The 15,727-nt window shown below is 69.3% G+C and carries 17 protein-coding genes; 8 read left to right on the top strand and 9 right to left on the bottom strand.

Features of this window, described 5'->3' with window-relative positions:
* Positions 1 to 9 precede the first annotated feature (9 nt).
* The 3 genes from AC07PF_RS19350 to AC07PF_RS19340 form a co-directional block, all read right to left on the bottom strand.
* Entirely contained in the window at positions 10 to 522 is a 513-nt protein-coding gene (locus AC07PF_RS19350; RefSeq protein ID WP_494612909.1) for a DUF1993 domain-containing protein, read from the bottom strand.
* Between the two features lie 173 nt (positions 523 to 695).
* Positions 696 to 2,018 (bottom strand): serine--tRNA ligase, encoded by a 1,323-nt coding sequence (gene serS, locus AC07PF_RS19345; protein WP_007849029.1) that lies wholly within the window; start codon positions 2,016 to 2,018, stop codon positions 696 to 698.
* Between the two features lie 33 nt (positions 2,019 to 2,051).
* Positions 2,052 to 2,993, bottom strand: a complete 942-nt coding sequence (locus AC07PF_RS19340; RefSeq protein ID WP_494612908.1) for a threonine/serine dehydratase — start codon at positions 2,991 to 2,993, stop codon at positions 2,052 to 2,054.
* 179 nt (positions 2,994 to 3,172) lie between these two features.
* Between AC07PF_RS19340 and AC07PF_RS19335 the strand changes: the two genes are divergently transcribed.
* Complete coding sequence (locus AC07PF_RS19335; protein WP_108016318.1) at positions 3,173 to 3,868, top strand: CBS domain-containing protein; 696 nt, start codon at positions 3,173 to 3,175, stop codon at positions 3,866 to 3,868.
* A 27-nt stretch (positions 3,869 to 3,895) separates the two neighbouring features.
* Here AC07PF_RS19335 and ispH read toward each other — a convergent pair whose 3' ends face one another.
* Entirely contained in the window at positions 3,896 to 4,891 is a 996-nt protein-coding gene (gene ispH, locus AC07PF_RS19330; protein WP_494612907.1) for a 4-hydroxy-3-methylbut-2-enyl diphosphate reductase, read from the bottom strand.
* Positions 4,891 to 5,355 (bottom strand): FKBP-type peptidyl-prolyl cis-trans isomerase, encoded by a 465-nt coding sequence (locus AC07PF_RS19325; RefSeq protein ID WP_494612906.1) that lies wholly within the window; start codon positions 5,353 to 5,355, stop codon positions 4,891 to 4,893. Before AC07PF_RS19325 ends, ispH begins: the two co-directional genes overlap by 1 nt.
* An 87-nt stretch (positions 5,356 to 5,442) precedes the next feature.
* Here AC07PF_RS19325 and radC point away from each other — a divergent pair, with 87 nt between their 5' ends.
* From radC to AC07PF_RS19310, 3 genes are all read left to right on the top strand, one after another.
* A complete protein-coding gene (radC, locus tag AC07PF_RS19320) occupies positions 5,443 to 6,156 on the top strand; it encodes a RadC family protein (protein WP_007861327.1) in 714 nt (237 codons plus the stop codon).
* Between the two features lie 200 nt (positions 6,157 to 6,356).
* Positions 6,357 to 7,112 (top strand): Smr/MutS family protein, encoded by a 756-nt coding sequence (locus AC07PF_RS19315; RefSeq protein WP_494613007.1) that lies wholly within the window; start codon positions 6,357 to 6,359, stop codon positions 7,110 to 7,112.
* Positions 7,113 to 7,230: 118 nt separating this feature from the next.
* Positions 7,231 to 8,223 carry a Bug family tripartite tricarboxylate transporter substrate binding protein gene (locus AC07PF_RS19310; RefSeq protein ID WP_494612905.1) on the top strand — a complete coding sequence of 331 codons (993 nt, stop codon included), beginning with the start codon at positions 7,231 to 7,233 and terminating at the stop codon, positions 8,221 to 8,223.
* Between the two features lie 12 nt (positions 8,224 to 8,235).
* Here the strand turns inward: AC07PF_RS19310 and AC07PF_RS19305 are convergent, their stop codons facing one another.
* From AC07PF_RS19305 to AC07PF_RS19295, 3 genes are all read right to left on the bottom strand, one after another.
* Positions 8,236 to 8,706: a RidA family protein gene (locus tag AC07PF_RS19305; RefSeq protein WP_494612904.1), complete on the bottom strand. Its 471-nt coding sequence runs from the start codon at positions 8,704 to 8,706 to the stop codon at positions 8,236 to 8,238.
* A gap of 26 nt (positions 8,707 to 8,732) precedes the next feature.
* Positions 8,733 to 9,314 (bottom strand): hypothetical protein, encoded by a 582-nt coding sequence (locus AC07PF_RS19300; protein WP_145695579.1) that lies wholly within the window; start codon positions 9,312 to 9,314, stop codon positions 8,733 to 8,735.
* Positions 9,315 to 9,401: 87 nt separating this feature from the next.
* Positions 9,402 to 9,833, bottom strand: coding sequence for a group II truncated hemoglobin (locus AC07PF_RS19295; protein ID WP_494612903.1), 432 nt, complete (start codon positions 9,831 to 9,833; stop codon positions 9,402 to 9,404).
* Between the two features lie 118 nt (positions 9,834 to 9,951).
* Here AC07PF_RS19295 and AC07PF_RS19290 point away from each other — a divergent pair, with 118 nt between their 5' ends.
* The 4 genes from AC07PF_RS19290 to AC07PF_RS19275 all read left to right on the top strand — a co-directional run bounded on the left by AC07PF_RS19290 (position 9,952) and on the right by AC07PF_RS19275 (position 13,120).
* Positions 9,952 to 10,779: an ABC transporter substrate-binding protein gene (locus tag AC07PF_RS19290; RefSeq protein WP_494612902.1), complete on the top strand. Its 828-nt coding sequence runs from the start codon at positions 9,952 to 9,954 to the stop codon at positions 10,777 to 10,779.
* Positions 10,780 to 10,934: 155 nt separating this feature from the next.
* Positions 10,935 to 11,633 (top strand): amino acid ABC transporter permease, encoded by a 699-nt coding sequence (locus AC07PF_RS19285; protein ID WP_494612901.1) that lies wholly within the window; start codon positions 10,935 to 10,937, stop codon positions 11,631 to 11,633.
* 9 nt (positions 11,634 to 11,642) lie between these two features.
* Positions 11,643 to 12,380 carry an amino acid ABC transporter permease gene (locus tag AC07PF_RS19280; protein ID WP_494612900.1) on the top strand — a complete coding sequence of 246 codons (738 nt, stop codon included), beginning with the start codon at positions 11,643 to 11,645 and terminating at the stop codon, positions 12,378 to 12,380.
* Positions 12,377 to 13,120, top strand: coding sequence for an amino acid ABC transporter ATP-binding protein (locus AC07PF_RS19275; protein ID WP_494612899.1), 744 nt, complete (start codon positions 12,377 to 12,379; stop codon positions 13,118 to 13,120). The genes AC07PF_RS19280 and AC07PF_RS19275 overlap by 4 nt, the downstream gene beginning before the upstream one ends.
* A gap of 15 nt (positions 13,121 to 13,135) precedes the next feature.
* On the opposite strand, the gene AC07PF_RS19270 is transcribed toward AC07PF_RS19275, so the two are convergent.
* On the bottom strand, positions 13,136 to 15,655 hold the full coding sequence (locus tag AC07PF_RS19270; protein ID WP_494612898.1) for an ABC transporter permease: 2,520 nt from the start codon (positions 15,653 to 15,655) through the stop codon (positions 13,136 to 13,138).
* Between the last annotated feature and the right edge of the window lie 72 nt (positions 15,656 to 15,727).

Genomic DNA, 15,727 nt, shown 5'->3' with positions numbered 1-15,727 from the left:
GGCCTTGGCTCAGGCCTTGCCCATGTAGTCCTTCTTGCCCAACTCCACGCCGTTGTGGCGTGCCAGCGCATAGGCGGTCGTCACATGGAAGAAGAACTGCGGCAGGCCGTAGTGCAGCAGGTAGGCCTGGCCCTCGAACTGCCTCTCGCGCGGCGTGCCGGGCTGCAGGGTGATCTGGCGGGTGGCGGCCTCGGCGAAGTTCTCGGCGGGCAGGCCTTTGATGAAGGCCAGCACCGTGTCGATGCGCTCGTTGAGTTCGGCAAAGCCGGGGCGCTCGCCGTCGGGGAAGGACGGCACCTCGACACCGGCCAGGCGCGCGCTCACGCCCTTGGCGAAGTCGCAGGCGATCAGCACCTGGCGCGCCATGGGGAACATGTCGGGGTACAGGCGGGCCTGCAGCAGCGCGTCGGGTTCGATCTTGCGCGCGGTGGCATGGGCTTCGGTCTTGGCGAGCACGTCCTTCAGGGCGCCCAGCATCTGGCGGAACACGGGGATGCTGGAGGTGTGCATGGGGTAGGTCATGAAGATCGGTCCTGGTAGGTAGGTAGGTGTTGTAGCGATGCAGCGGCAGCCGCCCGCATCGGAAGCGGATTGCACCACAACGCGCCAGAAGCTGCTTGCGGCGCCACCGCAGTCCCTTGCGGGCATGAAAAACGGGCCCGAAGGCCCGTGGTGCGCTGGATCCGCAGATGAAATCAGGCTTTCGGCGCCAGCACGGCCAGGCCGCCCAGGTAGGGGCGCAGCACCTCGGGCACGGTCACGCTGCCGTCGGCCTGCTGGTAGTTCTCGAGCACGGCCACCAGGGTACGGCCCACGGCCAGGCCCGAGCCGTTGAGGGTGTGCAGCAGCTCGTTCTTGCCCTGGGCGTTCTTGAAACGGGCTTGCAGGCGGCGCGACTGGAAGGCCTCGCAGTTGCTCACCGAGCTGATCTCGCGGTAGGTGTTCTGCGCGGGCAGCCAGACTTCGAGGTCGTAGGTCTTGGCTGCGCCGAAACCCATGTCGCCGGTGCACAGGCTCATCACGCGGTAGGGCAGGCCAAGCTTTTGCAGCACGGCTTCGGCGTGGCCGGTCATCTCCTCGAGCGCCTCGTAGCTCTTCTCGGGGTGCACGATCTGCACCATCTCGACCTTGTCGAACTGGTGCTGGCGGATCATGCCGCGCGTGTCGCGGCCGTAGCTGCCGGCCTCGGAACGAAAGCACGGCGTGTGCGCCGTGAGCTTGATCGGCAGCTCGGCCTCGGCCACGATCACGTCGCGCACGAAGTTGGTCAGCGGCACCTCGCTGGTGGGGATGAGGTAGAGCGCCGCGTTGTCGGGCACGGGCTCGCCGTCCTGGCCGCCCTTCTTGGCGGCGAACAGGTCGCCCTCGAACTTGGGCAGCTGGCCCGTGCCCTTGAGCGAGTCGGCGTTGACGGCGTAGGGCACGTAGCACTCGGTGTAGCCGTGCTCCTGCGTCTGCACATCCAGCATGAACTGCGACAGCGCGCGGTGCAGGCGGGCGATCTGGCCCTTCATCACCGTGAAGCGCGAGCCCGAGAGCTTGACGCCCATGTCGAAATCCAGGCCCAGGGGCGTGCCCACGTCCACATGGTCCTTGACCTCGAAGGCATAGGTGCCGGGCGTGCCCCAGCGGCGCACCTCGACGTTGCCCGACTCGTCCGAGCCCACGGGCACGCTCTCGTGCGGCAGGTTGGGCACCGCCACGAGGATGGCCTGCAGCTCGGCCTGGATCTGTTCCAGGCGGGCGGCCGATTGTTCCAGCTCCGCCTTCATGGCGGTGACCTGGGCCTTGGCGGCCTCGGCCGCGTCCTTGTCGCCGCGGCTGATCAGCATGCCGACCTGCTTGGAGAGCTGGTTGCGCTGCGATTGCAGCTCTTCGGTGCGCGATTGCAGGGTCTTGCGCTCGGCTTCCAGGCCCTGGAAGGCAGCCACGTCCAGGAAGGCCTGGGGTTTCTTGCGGGTTTCCAGGCGCGCGATGGCGGTGTCGAGGTCTTTGCGGAGAAGAAGAATGTCTAGCATGGGGGGATTTTAGAGGGGCGGCGCAAAGCCGCTTCAGGCAAGGCTTGCCGGATCGAAATTGGCGCCGCAAAGGATCATTGCCACGGTCTCCTGCGGCTGGGGCTTGTAGGCGCCGGTCTGCAGGGCCGCCAGGCCCAGCGCAGCGGCCGGCTCGACGGCCAGCTTGAGCTCCTTCCACAGCCACTGCTGGGCCGAGCGGATGGCCTCGTCGGGCAAGAGCAGCGATGCGTGCACATGGCGCTGGCTCACCTCCCAGCCGATGGCGCCGATGCGGCGCGCGCCCAGCGAATCGGCGGCGATGCCGCCGACCTCCACGTCCACCGGTGCGCCGGCGGCACGGGCGGCGTGCAGGGTGGGCGCCCGCTCGGGCTCCAGCGCCACCACATGGGCGCGGCTTTCCGCCCAGGCGGCCACGCCGCCGATCAGGCCGCCTCCGCCCACGCTGACGAGCACGGTGTCGGGCAGGCGGCCGCCCTGCTCCTCGATCTCAGCCGCCAGGGTGCCGGCGCCAGCCACCACCTCGGGCTGGTCATAGGCATGGGCCTGCAGGGCGCCGGTGGTCTTCTGGCGCGCCACGCAGGCCTCGAAGGCCTCGGAATACGCCGCGCCGGTGACGACCACGTCGGCCCCCAGGGCGCGCAGCCGCGCGCGCTTGGCCTCGGGCGAGACCTCGGGCACAAAGACCTCGCAGCGCACACCCAGGGCGCGGGCCGCGGCCGCCACGGCGATGCCGGCATTGCCGCCCGACGCGATGATGACGCCGCTCTCGGGCACGGGGTTGGCCAGCAGGCGGTACAGCATGCCGCGCGCCTTGAAGCTGCCGCCCACCTGCAGGTGCTCGAGCTTGAGCCAGACCTCGGCGCAGTCCACGCCCAGGGACCGGCCGCTCAGGCGCAGCAGCGGCGTGGTGCGCAGGAAGTCGGGGCGGGACGCCAGCTGGGTGCGGGCGGCGGAGATGGCAGCGCGGTCGATCATGGAAATGGGGGGCCCCAAAGGCCCGGTTCAGGACAACCGGTGAGTGTAGATGCCCGCGGCCGCGCACATTTGGCACACACGGATACACCCTGGCCAGTGCCCCGCCCTTTTTGCTGCCGATAACATGGGCAGGGGGCAGCCAATATTTTTGCAGGCCTGCCCCTGAGGAGGTTGGCGGCATGTTCTTTGTGTTCGGCCCTTCGGGGCAGATGTACCGTGGCGGGGCGGAAAACCTCTCCAGCGTGGCACCGGTGCGGCGCGTGCAGCGCCCCCAGGCCCTGCGCACCCGCTCGCTGGACGAGCAGGCCCTGCCCGAGCTGCCCGTTCAGCCGGCAGCCCACCCCGTGGCGCCACCCGTGAACCTGCGCCTGCAAGACGCCGTGAGCGCCTATGCCCAGACGGAACAAGGCCCCCAGCAGGCGCGCAAGCCGCTGACGCTGGTGAGCGACGTGATGACCCAGGAGGCCCTGACCGTGCCACCCGAGGCCATGGTCAACGATGCCTGGCAGACGCTGGCCGAGCACCATGTGGCGCAGGCGCCGGTGGTGGACGCCCAGGGCCGCGTGGTGGGTCTGCTGCTGCGCGCCGACATGGCGCCGCTGGACCTGCTGCCCGAACCCGGTGCGGTGAAGCAGGCCATTGACCTGGCGCGCCGGCCCGTGGCCGAGGTGATGGTGAGCCCCGTGCCCGCCGTGGCGGCCGATACGGAACTGCGCCGCGTGGCCGCCGTGCTGCTGGACACCGGCTTGCCCGGCCTGCCGGTGACGGACGACACGGGCCGGCTCACTGGCTTCATCTCGCGCACCGACATCCTGCGCGCAGTGGCAGCCGACCCACCGCTGGACCTGTGGAGCGGCCCGGCCGTGGCACTGTAGACGTTGTGAGCGCCTACTTTCCCGATGTCAATGACCGGCCGGCCCGGTTTCGGGCTGGCGCTCCTTGATCTCGAAGCCGGTGGCGGCGTCAATCTTGAGGCCCTTGGGCAGCGGGAACTTGATGGTTTCCTCGATGCCGTTCATGCTGCGCACCGACACGGCGCCGAGCGCCTTGATGCGGTCGATGACCTGCCGGACCAGGATCTCGGGCGCCGAGGCACCCGCCGTGAGGCCCACGCGCGCCACACCGGTGAACCACTCGGCCTGCAGCTCCTCGGCACTGTCGACCATGTAGGCCGTGGTGCCGAGCTTGGCCGCCAGCTCGCGCAGGCGGTTGCTGTTGGAGCTGGTGGGGCTACCGACCACGATCACCAGGTCCACCTGGGGGCTCAGCACCTTGACGGCGTCCTGCCGGTTCTGGGTGGCGTAGCAGATGTCCTGGTGCTTGGGCTCGCGCACCTGGGGGAAGCGCGCACGCACGGCGGCCGAGATCTCGGCCGCATCGTCCACGCTCAGCGTGGTCTGGGTGACCACGGCGAGCTTGGCGGTCTGCCCGGGTTGCACATGGGCCACGTCCGCCACGTCCTCCACCAGGTGGATGCCGTGGTCGAGCTGGCCCATGGTTCCTTCCACCTCGGGATGGCCCTTGTGGCCGATCATGATGAACTCGTAGCCTTCCTTGGCCAACTTGGCCACCTCGACGTGCACCTTGCTCACCAGCGGGCAGGTGGCGTCAAAGATGGAAAAGCCGCGCGCCACGGCCTCTTCCTGCACGGCCTTGCTCACGCCATGGGCGCTGAAGACCAGGGTGGCGCCCGGAGGCACGTCGGCCAGGTCTTCGATGAAGATTGCGCCCTTGTCCTTGAGGTCGTTGACCACGTAGGTGTTGTGCACGATCTCATGGCGCACATAGATCGGGCGTCCGAACTTCTGCAGCGCGCGCTCGACGATCTCGATGGCGCGGTCCACGCCAGCGCAGAAGCCGCGTGGCTCGGCCAGCAGGATTTCCTGGGGGGTCTGCATCAGAGGATTCCGATCACATGCACTTCGAAGGTCACGGGCTGACCGGCCAGCGGGTGGTTGAAGTCGAAGCGCACGGCGCCATCCTCGCGCACCTGCATCACCGCACCGGCATAGCTGCCCATGCCGTCGGGGGTGGGGAACTGCACCACGTCGCCGGGGCTGTATTTTTCGTCGGCACTGCCCAGGTCGCTGAGCAGCTTTTTCGCCACCCACTGCTGCATGTCGGAGTTGCGCTCGCCGAAGGCCTCGCCCGCGGCCAGCTCGAAGGTGGCGCGCGTACCCTCCACCAGGCCCAGCAAATGCTGCTCCATGGCGGGCGACAGCTCGCCCGTGCCCAGCGACAGCGTGGCCGGTTTGTCGGCAAAGGTGTTGATCACATCCCCCGCCGGACCTGCCAGGCGATAGTGCAGCGTGAGAAAGGAGCCCGGCTGTACGGTGGGAAGGGCGGTGGCGGTAGAGGTCATGAAAGTCCCGATAAACTGGCCTCTATTGTAGAAAAACGGGCAATCCCCCATGGCTGGGTGTCCGAGACCCCTTATTTCCTGCACGCCATGGCCATCAAAGACCTCCCACCCGACGCCCAGCCGCGCGAAAAACTGCTCGCGCGTGGCCCTGCTGCGCTGGCCGACGCGGAGCTGCTGGCCATCCTGCTGCGCACCGGCATCGTGGGCAAGGGCGTGCTGCAGATGGCGCAGGAACTGCTCGACCCACCGGTGCTGGACGCCGCCAGCGGCAAGGTCACGGGCGGTTTTGGCGGCATCGCCGGCCTGCTCCACGCCAGCGCGGACGATCTTTCGCGCATCAAGGGCCTGGGCCCGGCCAAGCGCGCCGAGCTGGTGGCCGTGCTGGAGCTGGCGCGCCGCGCCCTGGCCCAGCAATTGCGCGAGCGCGAGGTGTTCGACTCGCCCGACACCGTCAAGCACTACCTGCAGCTGCACCTGGCGGCCAAGGGGCACGAGGTGTTCGCCGTGCTGTTCCTGGACAACCAGAACCGCCTGTTGGCGCTCGAAGAACTGTTCCGCGGCACGCTGACCCAGGCCAGCGTCTACCCGCGCGAGGTGGTGCTGCGCGCCCTGCACCACCAGGCCGCGGCCGTGGTGCTGGCCCACAACCACCCCAGCGGCAGCGTGCAGCCGAGCCGCGCCGACGAGGCCCTGACCCAGACCTTGAAGACCACGCTGGCGTTGATCGACGTGCGCGTGCTCGACCATGTCATCGTGGCCCCGGGGCAGGCCCTGTCGATGGCCGAGAAGGGGCTGTTGTGAGCCCTGCACCGCCGGCGCGCCCGCCCTCGCACCCCTTGCCACCCGCAGCGCCCACCGCGCTGCAGACGGCACTGGCCCGCGCCGCCGACAGCGCCGGCAAGGAGGCCCTGCCCCCCGCCCTGGCAGCCGCCCTGCCCGCCCCGCTGCCACCGGTGCCCGAACCCACGCGCGCCGCCCGGCGTGCATCGGCGGCGGCCCGCCTGGCCGCTGCCCGGCCTGCGCGCGTGCCCCGGCCGCCGGCCACCGCCCCGGCCCCTGCGGCAAAGCTCCCGCGGCGCACCGCACCCGCGCCCCGGCGCGCCGGCCAGCGCATCGCCGACCTGCAGGAGCTGGCCACGGTGGCGCGCCAGTTGCGCGAGCAGCACGAACGCGAGCAGGCCGAAGAGAAAGCCCAACGCGAAGCGGCCGCCCGGGCGGACTCAGAGCGCCAGCTGTTCAGCCGCAGCGTGGGGCCCATCACGCCCCTGCGCGTGCGCAACCTGGCGCGCCTGCAGCGCCGCCTGCCCCAGCCGCTGCCGCTGCAGCACTGGCTGGACGAGGAGCGCGTGCTGCTCGAATCCATCAGCGACGACTTCGACGTGAGCACCCTGCTGGACACCGACGACGCGCTGAGCTACCGGCGCCCCGGCATCGGCGTGCAGGTCACGCAGCGGCTGCGCTCGGGTTACTGGAGCATCCAGGGCCAGCTCGACCTGCACGGGCTGCGCGTGGACGAGGCGCGCGAGGCCTTGGGCCAGTTCATCCGCCAGTCCCACCGCAACGGGCTGCGCTGCGTGCGCGTGGTGCACGGCAAGGGCCTGGGATCGCCCGGCAAGAGCCCCGTGCTCAAGGGCCGGGTGCAGCGCTGGCTGGTGCAGAAGAACGAGGTGCTGGCCTTCGTGCAGGCCCGGCCTGTCGATGGCGGCGCAGGCGCATTGCTGGTGTTGCTGCAGCCGGTGGGGCCACGCAGCCCGTAAGACGCCCGGAGCGGGCGCTTAGATCATTTGCAGCTATGCAAGTGACAAAAGGATCGTTCCTGTTTGCAAGGCGCCGCTCCAGAATCGCGGCCTTCCTCGACTCCCTTGCGAACCGGCCATGCACGCTGCTGCCTCTCTCAAATCCATCGCCGTGGCCTGGGCCACCGCATGCCTGGCCCTCACGGCCGCGGCGCAGCAGCCACCGGCCGCCAATGCGTTTCCCGCCAAGACCGTTCGCCTGACCGTGCACAACTCGCCCGGCAGCGCACCCGACGTGCTGGCACGCTACCTGTCGCAGCGCCTGGCCGAGCAGTGGAAGCAGCCCGTGGTGGTGGACAACCGTGGCGCGGCCGGCGGCATCGTCGCCGCCGATGCGCTGGCCAAGTCGCCCGCCGATGGCTACAGCCTGCTCGTGGGCGGTGACGGCCCCATCACCATCCTGCCCAACCTGCAGCACAACCTGCCCTACAACGCCCAGCGCGACCTGGTGCCCGTGGTCTCGCTCGGGCATGTGGACTTCGTGCTCGTGGCCAACGCCAAGACCGGGTTCCGCGCCCTGGGCGATTTCGTGCGGGCTGCCAAGGCCGAGCCGGGCCGCTACAGCTACGCCTCGGCCGGCAATGGCAGCGCACTGCAGTTCAGCATGGAGCTGCTCAAGCAGCAGGCCGGCTTTTTCGCCACCCACATCCCCTACCGCGGCGGCCCCCTGGGCCTGCAGGACGTGGTGGCCGGCCAGGTGGAAGTGATGTTCGTGGCCCTGGGCCCTGCCCTGCCGCACATCCGCAGCGGCCGCGTGGTGGCGCTGGCCACCACGGGCGAGAAGCGCAACACCCTGCTGCCCGAGGTGCCCACGGTCGGCGAGACCTACGCCGGCTACCGCTCGGGCACCTGGTTCGGCCTGTTCGCGCCGGCGAACACGCCCCAGGCCGTGCTCGACACCATCGCCGCCGATGCCGCACGCATCGTGCAGACGCCGGCCGCACGGGCCGAGCTGGCGGCACAGGGCATCGACGCCACGGGCACGCCGCAGCAGCAGTTCCAGCGCCAGGTGGCGGCCGAGTACGGGCGCTACGCCCAGATCGTCAAGACGGCCGGCATCAAGGCAGAGTGAAACACCGCTGCGTCAGCCGGTGGTCGCGGTGAGGTCCACCTCGACCGTCGCGTTCTTGGGCAACTGCAGCACCCCCACCGAGGTGCGGGTGTGCGCGCCCACCGGGCCGAGCACGCGGTAGAGCACTTCCGAGGCGCCATCGGCGACCTCGCTTTGCTGCGTGAAACCAGGGGCCGACTGCACGTAGACGGTGATGCGCAGCACGGCGCTGACGGCGTCGAGTGTGCCCAGTGCGCGCTGCAGCAGCGCCAGGGCGCGCATGGCGCAGACCTTGGCGGCACGCTGCGCGTCCTGCAGCGAGGCATCGGCGCCGGCCGCGCCGGTGACCACCACGGTATCGCCCACGCGCGGGATCTGGCCGCTCAGGTAAAGGTGGCGGCCATCGCGCACCAGCGGCACGTAGTTGCCGCCGATCTTGATCTCGCCGTCGAAGGAGTAGCCCAGTGCCTGAGCCTCCTGTGCAAAACGTTCATCGCAGGACATGGACAGCCGTTCTCCCGTCAAAAGATTCATTCGGGCGCCACGGCGCCCTCGAAGCCCAGCGACATGGGCTGCTTGAGATCACCCGTGTTGCTCATGCCCACGGGCGCCAGGCGCAGGTTGCGCGCGGTGAAGTACAGGTAGCCATTCACCTTGGACACCGCCACGGTGCCAGCCTTGTCGCCGCTCTGCCAGCCCAGCAGCTTGCCGCCCGAGGCGTCGACCAGCGAGACCCGCACCTTCTTCTGGGCCGGGTCCGGCTTGGCCGCCACCTCGTAGGCCCCTGGTGCGGGGCGGTCGGTGCCAAAGTCCACCTCGACCAGTTGCGTCTGGGAGTTCGTGGCAAACACGAAGGCCTTGGGGGTCGAGAGGTAATTGAGACCGGTCTTGAAGGCATAGCGGCTCTTGGCCGCATTGGCCACCTCGGCCCGCACCTCGCCGAAGTTGTGCCAGCCGTTGGGCCCGGCGTAGAGCTTGCTCTTGGGGTTGGTGAAACGGTCGTCCGATGCGGGCGGCACATTGCTCCAGGTGTCGCCAGCGGCGGGGGCCGGCTGGGCATGCGACAGGGCACAGGCCAGCAGGCTGGCGGCAAGCACAAGGGAAGGCTTCATGGCGCGGGTTCCTCGGGTGGAATGGACAGCCGCAGTATGCCTGCGGCCGCAGCCCGGGGGTTCAGGCCCGTGCGCCCCCGCGGCCGCTCACATCAGTTTCTTGGTCACCAGGGGCTGGTTGACCATCCAGTCCGCCGTGCCCGTGAAGCTTTCGCGCAGGCGCGTGCGCAGCGCCTCGGGCACGCCCGTCTCGCCCATGGCCTGGTTCATGCAGGCCACCCACTGGCGGCTCTCCTCTGGGCCAATGGCAAACGGCATGTGGCGCGCCCGCAGGCGCGGGTGGCCGAACTGGTCGGTGTAGTAGGACGGCCCGCCGAGCCAGCCGCACAGGAACCAGAACAGCTTCTGCCGCGCGCTGGCGAGGTCGCTGCCATGGGCAGCACGCAGCGCGGCGTAACCTGATTCCAGGTCCATCAGGTCGTAGAAGCGCTCGACCAGGGCGCGCACGCGCTCTTCGCCGCCGATCCAGTCGAAGGGCGTGGTGGCGGGGGTGGTGTTTTCGGGGGTGTCTTCGTCCATGGGGTCACAGTCTGCGCCAAGCACGTTTGGCGAGTTTGATTATAAGAAATGCGATGTTCATATCTCTCGGTTGGAAGCGTAGCCTTTGGGCTTCAACAAGTCTGGAGAGAGAGAAATCATGCGCATCCGTTTCATTGCATCCCTGGTCGCCGCCGCATTCGCCGTGTCGGGCATCGCCCACGCCGACCAGTTGGCCGACATCAAGAAGAAGGGCGAGCTGGTCGTCGGCGTGCTGGGCACCGACGAGCCCAACAGCTTCATCGACCCCAAGACGCGCGAGCTGATCGGCTACGACGTGGACCTGGGCAAGGCCATCGCCAAGAAGATCGGCGTCAAGCCCGTGTTCAAGCAACTGGCCGTGGCCGCGCGCATCCCCGAACTGCAGCAGGGCCATGTGGACATCCTGGCCGCTTCGCTCACCCACAACAAGGAGCGCGAGGCGCAGATCGACTTCTCGCTGACCACCTTCGTCACGGGCCAGAAGGTGCTGGTCAAGAAGGCCAGCGGCATCAAGGACGTGGCCGACCTGGCCGGCAAACGCGTGGTCACCGTCAAGGGCGGCACGCAGGAACCCAATGTGCGCAAGGCCGTGCCCACCGTGGAGGTCGTGACCTTCGAGACCACGCAGCAGGCCTTCCTGGCGCTGCAGCAGGGCAAGGGCGTGGGCTACGTGAACGACGAGTCCTCGCTGATCGACGACTTCGGCAAGCTCGGCGAACGCAACAAGGACTACGCCATCCTGCCCACCAACCTGAGCGTGGAGCCGCTGGCCCTGGGCATCAAGAAGGGCGAGACCGCCGTGAAATCCATTGTGGACGACACGCTGCGCGAACTCGAGAAGTCGGGCGATGCAGAGAAGATCTTCTTCAAGTGGTACGGCCCCAAGACCAAGATCAAGTTCACCACCCGCCCCTTCAAGTTCGAGTCGGACAAGATCGACGGTTGATGGATGGAGAACCCACGGCGGCGTGATCGCCGGGGCTGGGACGGGGATGGCGCGCGGGCCATTGGTGCACGCGCTACGCCGCTTCCCCGTGCCTCCCGGCTGGCATGCCGCCGCGCACGCCTGCCGCGTGCCGCTTTTCTGAACGACTGGCATGCATGCCCCTGTTTGACTATTCCCTGCTGCTGAGCGGCAAGTACCACCTGATGATGGTGGGGGGTCTGCTGCTGTCGCTGCAGTTGCTGGCCGCCGCGCTGCTCGCGGCCCTGCCCATCGCGCTGGTGGTGGCGCTGCTGCGCCTGGCACCGGCGGCCCCTTTGCGCTGGGCCGGTTTCGCCTTCGTCGAAGGCATTCGCAACGTGCCGTTGCTGGCGCACATGCTGTTCTGGTACTTCGGCGCGCCCGAGCTGCTGCCAGAGGCGGTCAAGCAATGGCTCTACGACAGCGGCCATGCCGAGGCCGCGGCCGCCATCGTGGCGCTGGCGCTCTACACCGCGGCCTTCATGGCCGAGGACATCCGCAGCGGCATCCGCTCGATTCCCACGGTGCAGATGGAGGCGGGCCGCGCCCTGGGCTTCGGCTTCCTGGCCACCATGCGCCGCGTGGTGCTGCCGCAGGCACTGCGCGTGACCGTGCCGCCGCTGATCTCGCAGGCACTCAACCTCTGGAAGAACACCTCGATCGCCACCGTGATCGGCGTGGCCGAGCTGATGTACCAGGCCGCCAAGGTGGAGAGTGCCACCTTCCGCAGCATCGAGGCCTTTGCCTTCGCGAGCGCGGCCTACCTCACGGTGTCGCTGCTCATCACGGGGCTGGCCAGCTGGTACCACCACCGCTACCCAGTACGCACCATCTGACTCCCAAGCATGCTGGAACTCATCGACACCTACTGGCTGTACTTCCTGGTCGGCCAATACCCCAATGGTCCCCTCGGCGGCCTGGCGCTCACGCTGCTGCTGGCGGCCGGCGCCCTGCTGCTGGCGCTGCCGCTGGGCGTGCTCTTCGGCCTGGCGCGCGTGAGCCCCTGGCGCGCCCTGCGCTGGCCCGTCACGGGCATCGTCTTCGTGGTGCGCGGCACGCCGCTGCTGATGGTGATCTTCTGGGCCTATTTCTTCCTGCCCAGCGTGACGGGGGTGAAGACCGGCCAGTTCACCACCATGCTGCTGGCCCTGGTCATCTTCAACGCGGCCTACCTGGCCGAGATCGTGCGCGCCGGCATCCTGGGCGTGCCGCGCGGGCAAATGGAGTGCGCGCGCGCCCTGGGCCTGTCCTACCCGCGCGCCATGCGCCTGGTGGTGCTGCCGCAGGCGCTGCGCAGCATGCTGCCTTCGCTGGTCAACCAGTTCGTCTCGACCATCAAGGAGACCTCGCTGGGCTACATCATCGGCCTGACCGAGGTGTCCTTCATCGCCACCCAGATCAACAGCCAGGTCTTCATCCGGCCCGCCGAGGTCTTCGGCATCCTGGGCTTCACCTATTTCGTGCTGTGCTTCGGCCTGTCGCGCCTGGCCTACGCGCTCGAGCGTCGGCTGGCGCGGCGCGGCGCAGCGTCTGCCCCCTCCGCCTCTTCCACCACCACCACCACCCAGCCCCTCGCAACATGATCGAATTGCACGACGTCAACAAGTGGTACGGCAGCTACCACGCCCTGGTGGACGTGACCGAAACCATCGAGCAGGGCGAGGTGGTGGTGGTCTGCGGGCCCTCGGGCTCGGGCAAGTCCACGCTGATCCGCACGCTCAACCGGCTCGAACCCATCCAGGGCGGGCGCATCCTGATCGACGGGCACCACATCTACGGGCCGGGCGTGAACGTGAACACGCTGCGCTCGCGCATCGGCTTCGTGTTCCAGCAGTTCAACCTGTTCCCGCACCTGTCGGTGCTGGACAACTGCACGCTGGCCCCGATCCAGCTGCGCGGCCTGTCGCGCCCGCAGGCCGAGCAGCGCGCCCTGGCCCTGCTCGAGCGCGTGGGCCTGGCGCACAAGGCCCATGCCTGGCCCAGCGAGCTCTCGGGCGGCCAGCAGCAGCGCGTGGCGATTGCCCGCGCCCTGGCCATGGAGCCGCCGCTGATGCTGTTCGACGAGCCCACGAGCGCCCTGGACCCCGAGATGGTGGGGGAGGTGCTGGTGGTCATGCGCGACCTGGCCCGCGACGGCATGACCATGGTCTGCGTGACGCACGAGATGGGCTTCGCCCGCGAGGTGGCCGACCGCGTGCTCTTCATGGACGAGGGCCGCGTGCTCGAACGCGCCACGCCCGGCGAGTTCTTCAACCGCCCGCAGCACCCGCGCGCGCAGCAGTTTCTCTCGGACATCCGCACGCCCTTCTCGAAGGCGGCATAAGCCGCCTTCGCGGCCTTACTCCGAGGCGCGGCGCAGCGTTTCCACCACGGGTCGGCGCAGCACGTCGCGCAGCCCCCACCAGCCTGCGGCCAGCGCCAGCACGGCCCCAGCCACCGCACCGGCCAGCGGCACCCAGGGCGATGCCGTCCAGGTGAAGTCGAACACGAAGCGCGCCAAGGCCCAGCCCACGACCACGGCCACCGTGCTGGCCAGGAAGCCCGCGAGCAGGCCCACGCCCATGAGCTCGGCGCGCTGCACCTGGCGCAACAGGCTGGCGCGGGCGCCCACGGCGCGCATGATGGCGAACTCGCGCGCGCGCTCCTCGCGCGTGGCGGTGACGGCCGCGAACAGCACCACCAGGCCGGCAGCCAGGGTGAAGGCGAACAGGAACTCCACCGCGCGGATCACCTGGTCGAGCACGCGCTGCACCTGGGTGATGGTGGCACCCATGTCCACGTTGGTGATGTTGGGGAACTGGCGCACCAGCGCATTGTCGAAGCCCGCCTTGTCGGGCGCACGGTAGGCCGCCAGGTAGGTCACGGCCACGCCTTCGAGGTGGTCCACCGGGTACATCACGAAGAAGTTGGCGCGCATGGAGCCCCAGTCCACCTTGCGCAGGCTGGTGATTCGCGCCTCGTTCTGCACGCCGCCGATGTCGAACTGCAGCGTGTCGCCCATCTTCAGGCCCAGGGTTTCGGCAATGCCTTCTTCCACGCTGATGGTGCCCTGCTCGTTCTCGGTCCATTTGCCGGCCACGACCTGGTTGTGGGGCGGCTGCTGCACGGCGGTGGACAGGTTGAACTCGCGGTCCACCAGGCGCTTGGCGCGGTCGTCGGCATAGTCGGCCGGGCCCACGGCCTTGCCGTTCACGGCCAGCAGGCGGCCGCGGATCATGGGGTACCAGTCGTAGCGCTTGACGCCACCATCCTTGAGGCTCTGCTGGAAGGCGTCGGCCTGCTCGGGCATGACGTTGATGACAAAGCGGTTGGGCGCATCGGGCGGCGTGGCCTGGCGCCAGCTGCTGATGAGGTCGGTGCGCAGCAGCACCAGCAGCACCAGCGCCAGCAGGCCCACGGCCAGGCTGCTGACCTGCACCACGGCATAGGCCGGGCGCGCGGAGATCTGGCGCGTGGCCAACACCAGCCAGCGCGGTGCGGTGGCCTCGTTGACGCTGCGGCGCAAAAGTTTGACGGCCACCCAGCTCAGGCCCGCGAACAGCGCCACGGCACCGGCAAAGCCGCCCACGGCGATCAGGCCCAGCTTGATGTCGCTGCTCACGGCCAGCAGCAGGGCCGCAAAGCCGGCCACGCCCACGCCCAGCACGGCCATGGAAGCCGGCTTGAGCCCGCCCACGTCGCGCCGGATCACGCGCAGCGGCGGCACCTGGGCCAGCTGCAGCACGGGCGGCAGGCCGAAGGCGAACAGCAGGGTGAGCCCCATGCCCAGGCCGAAGGCCACGGGCCACAGGCTGGCGGCGGGCAGGGTCGATTCCACCAGGCCCGCCAGCAGCAGCACGAAGACGTAGTGCACCAGGTAGCCCACGGCCACGCCCAGGGCGCTGGCGAACAGCCCGATCAGTGCGAACTCGGTGGTGTAGGCGCCGGCGATGGTGCGCTGGCTCTGCCCCAGCACGCGCAGCATGGCCGAGGCGTCGAGGTGGTCGGTGGCGAAGCCGCGCGCGGCCAGCGCCACGGCCACGGCCGAGAGCAGCGCGGCCAGCAGGGCCACCAGGCTCAAGAACTTCTGCGCCCGGTCCAGCGTCTGGCGCATCTCGGGGCGGCCGCTTTCGAGCGACTCGACGCGCACGCCATGCTGCTCGGGCTTCTTGGCCTCGTCCGCGGCCCATTGGCTGAAGGTCTTGACCGCGGCGGCCGGCCCGGCCACGGCAAAGCGGTAGGTCAGCCGGCTGGCGGGCTGCACCAGGCCGGTGGCGGGCACGTCGGCCGCGTTGAGCATGACGCGCGGCGCAAAGCTCATGAAGCCGGCACCCCGGTCGGGCTCGATGACGATGATGCGGGCGATGCGCAACTGCGAATCGCCGAGCAGCAGCATGTCGCCCATGGCCAGGCCCAGCGATTCGAGCAGCGGTGCATCGACCCAGACCTCGCCGCGCGCCGGGATGTCGCGCGTGGTCTGCTCGGCCGCGCCCGGGCCCACGGCCACGGTGAGAGTGCCGCGCAGCGGGTAGCCGGGCTGCACGCTTTTCAAGGCCACCAGCTTGCTGGCGCCGCCCTTGTCGTCGCTGGCCCGCCCCATGGTGGGGAAGCCCATGGTCGTCACGCTCTGCAGGCCCAGGGCCTTGGCGCGCTCGGCGAACACAGCGGGCGTGGGGTTGTCGCTGGCCACTACGGCGTCGCCACCCAGCAGTTGCAGGGCATCGCGCTGCAGGCCGCCCTGCAGGCGGTCGGCAAAGAAGCCCACGGAGGTGAGCGCGGCGACGGCCAGGGTCACGGCCACGACCAGCAGGCGCAGCTCGCCCGCGCGCAGGTCGCGCAGCAGGGTGCGCCAGCCCAGGCGGATAAAAGAGAGGTTCATGGGCGTGACATTAGCGCAAAAGGGCGCCAAACCACGGCAATGAAACATTTCCAGCCGGCGCGCAGGCCCTTT

Source organism: Acidovorax sp. GW821-FHT10A04, assembly GCF_059415825.1.
This window is presented reverse-complemented; position numbering and strand designations above follow the sequence as displayed.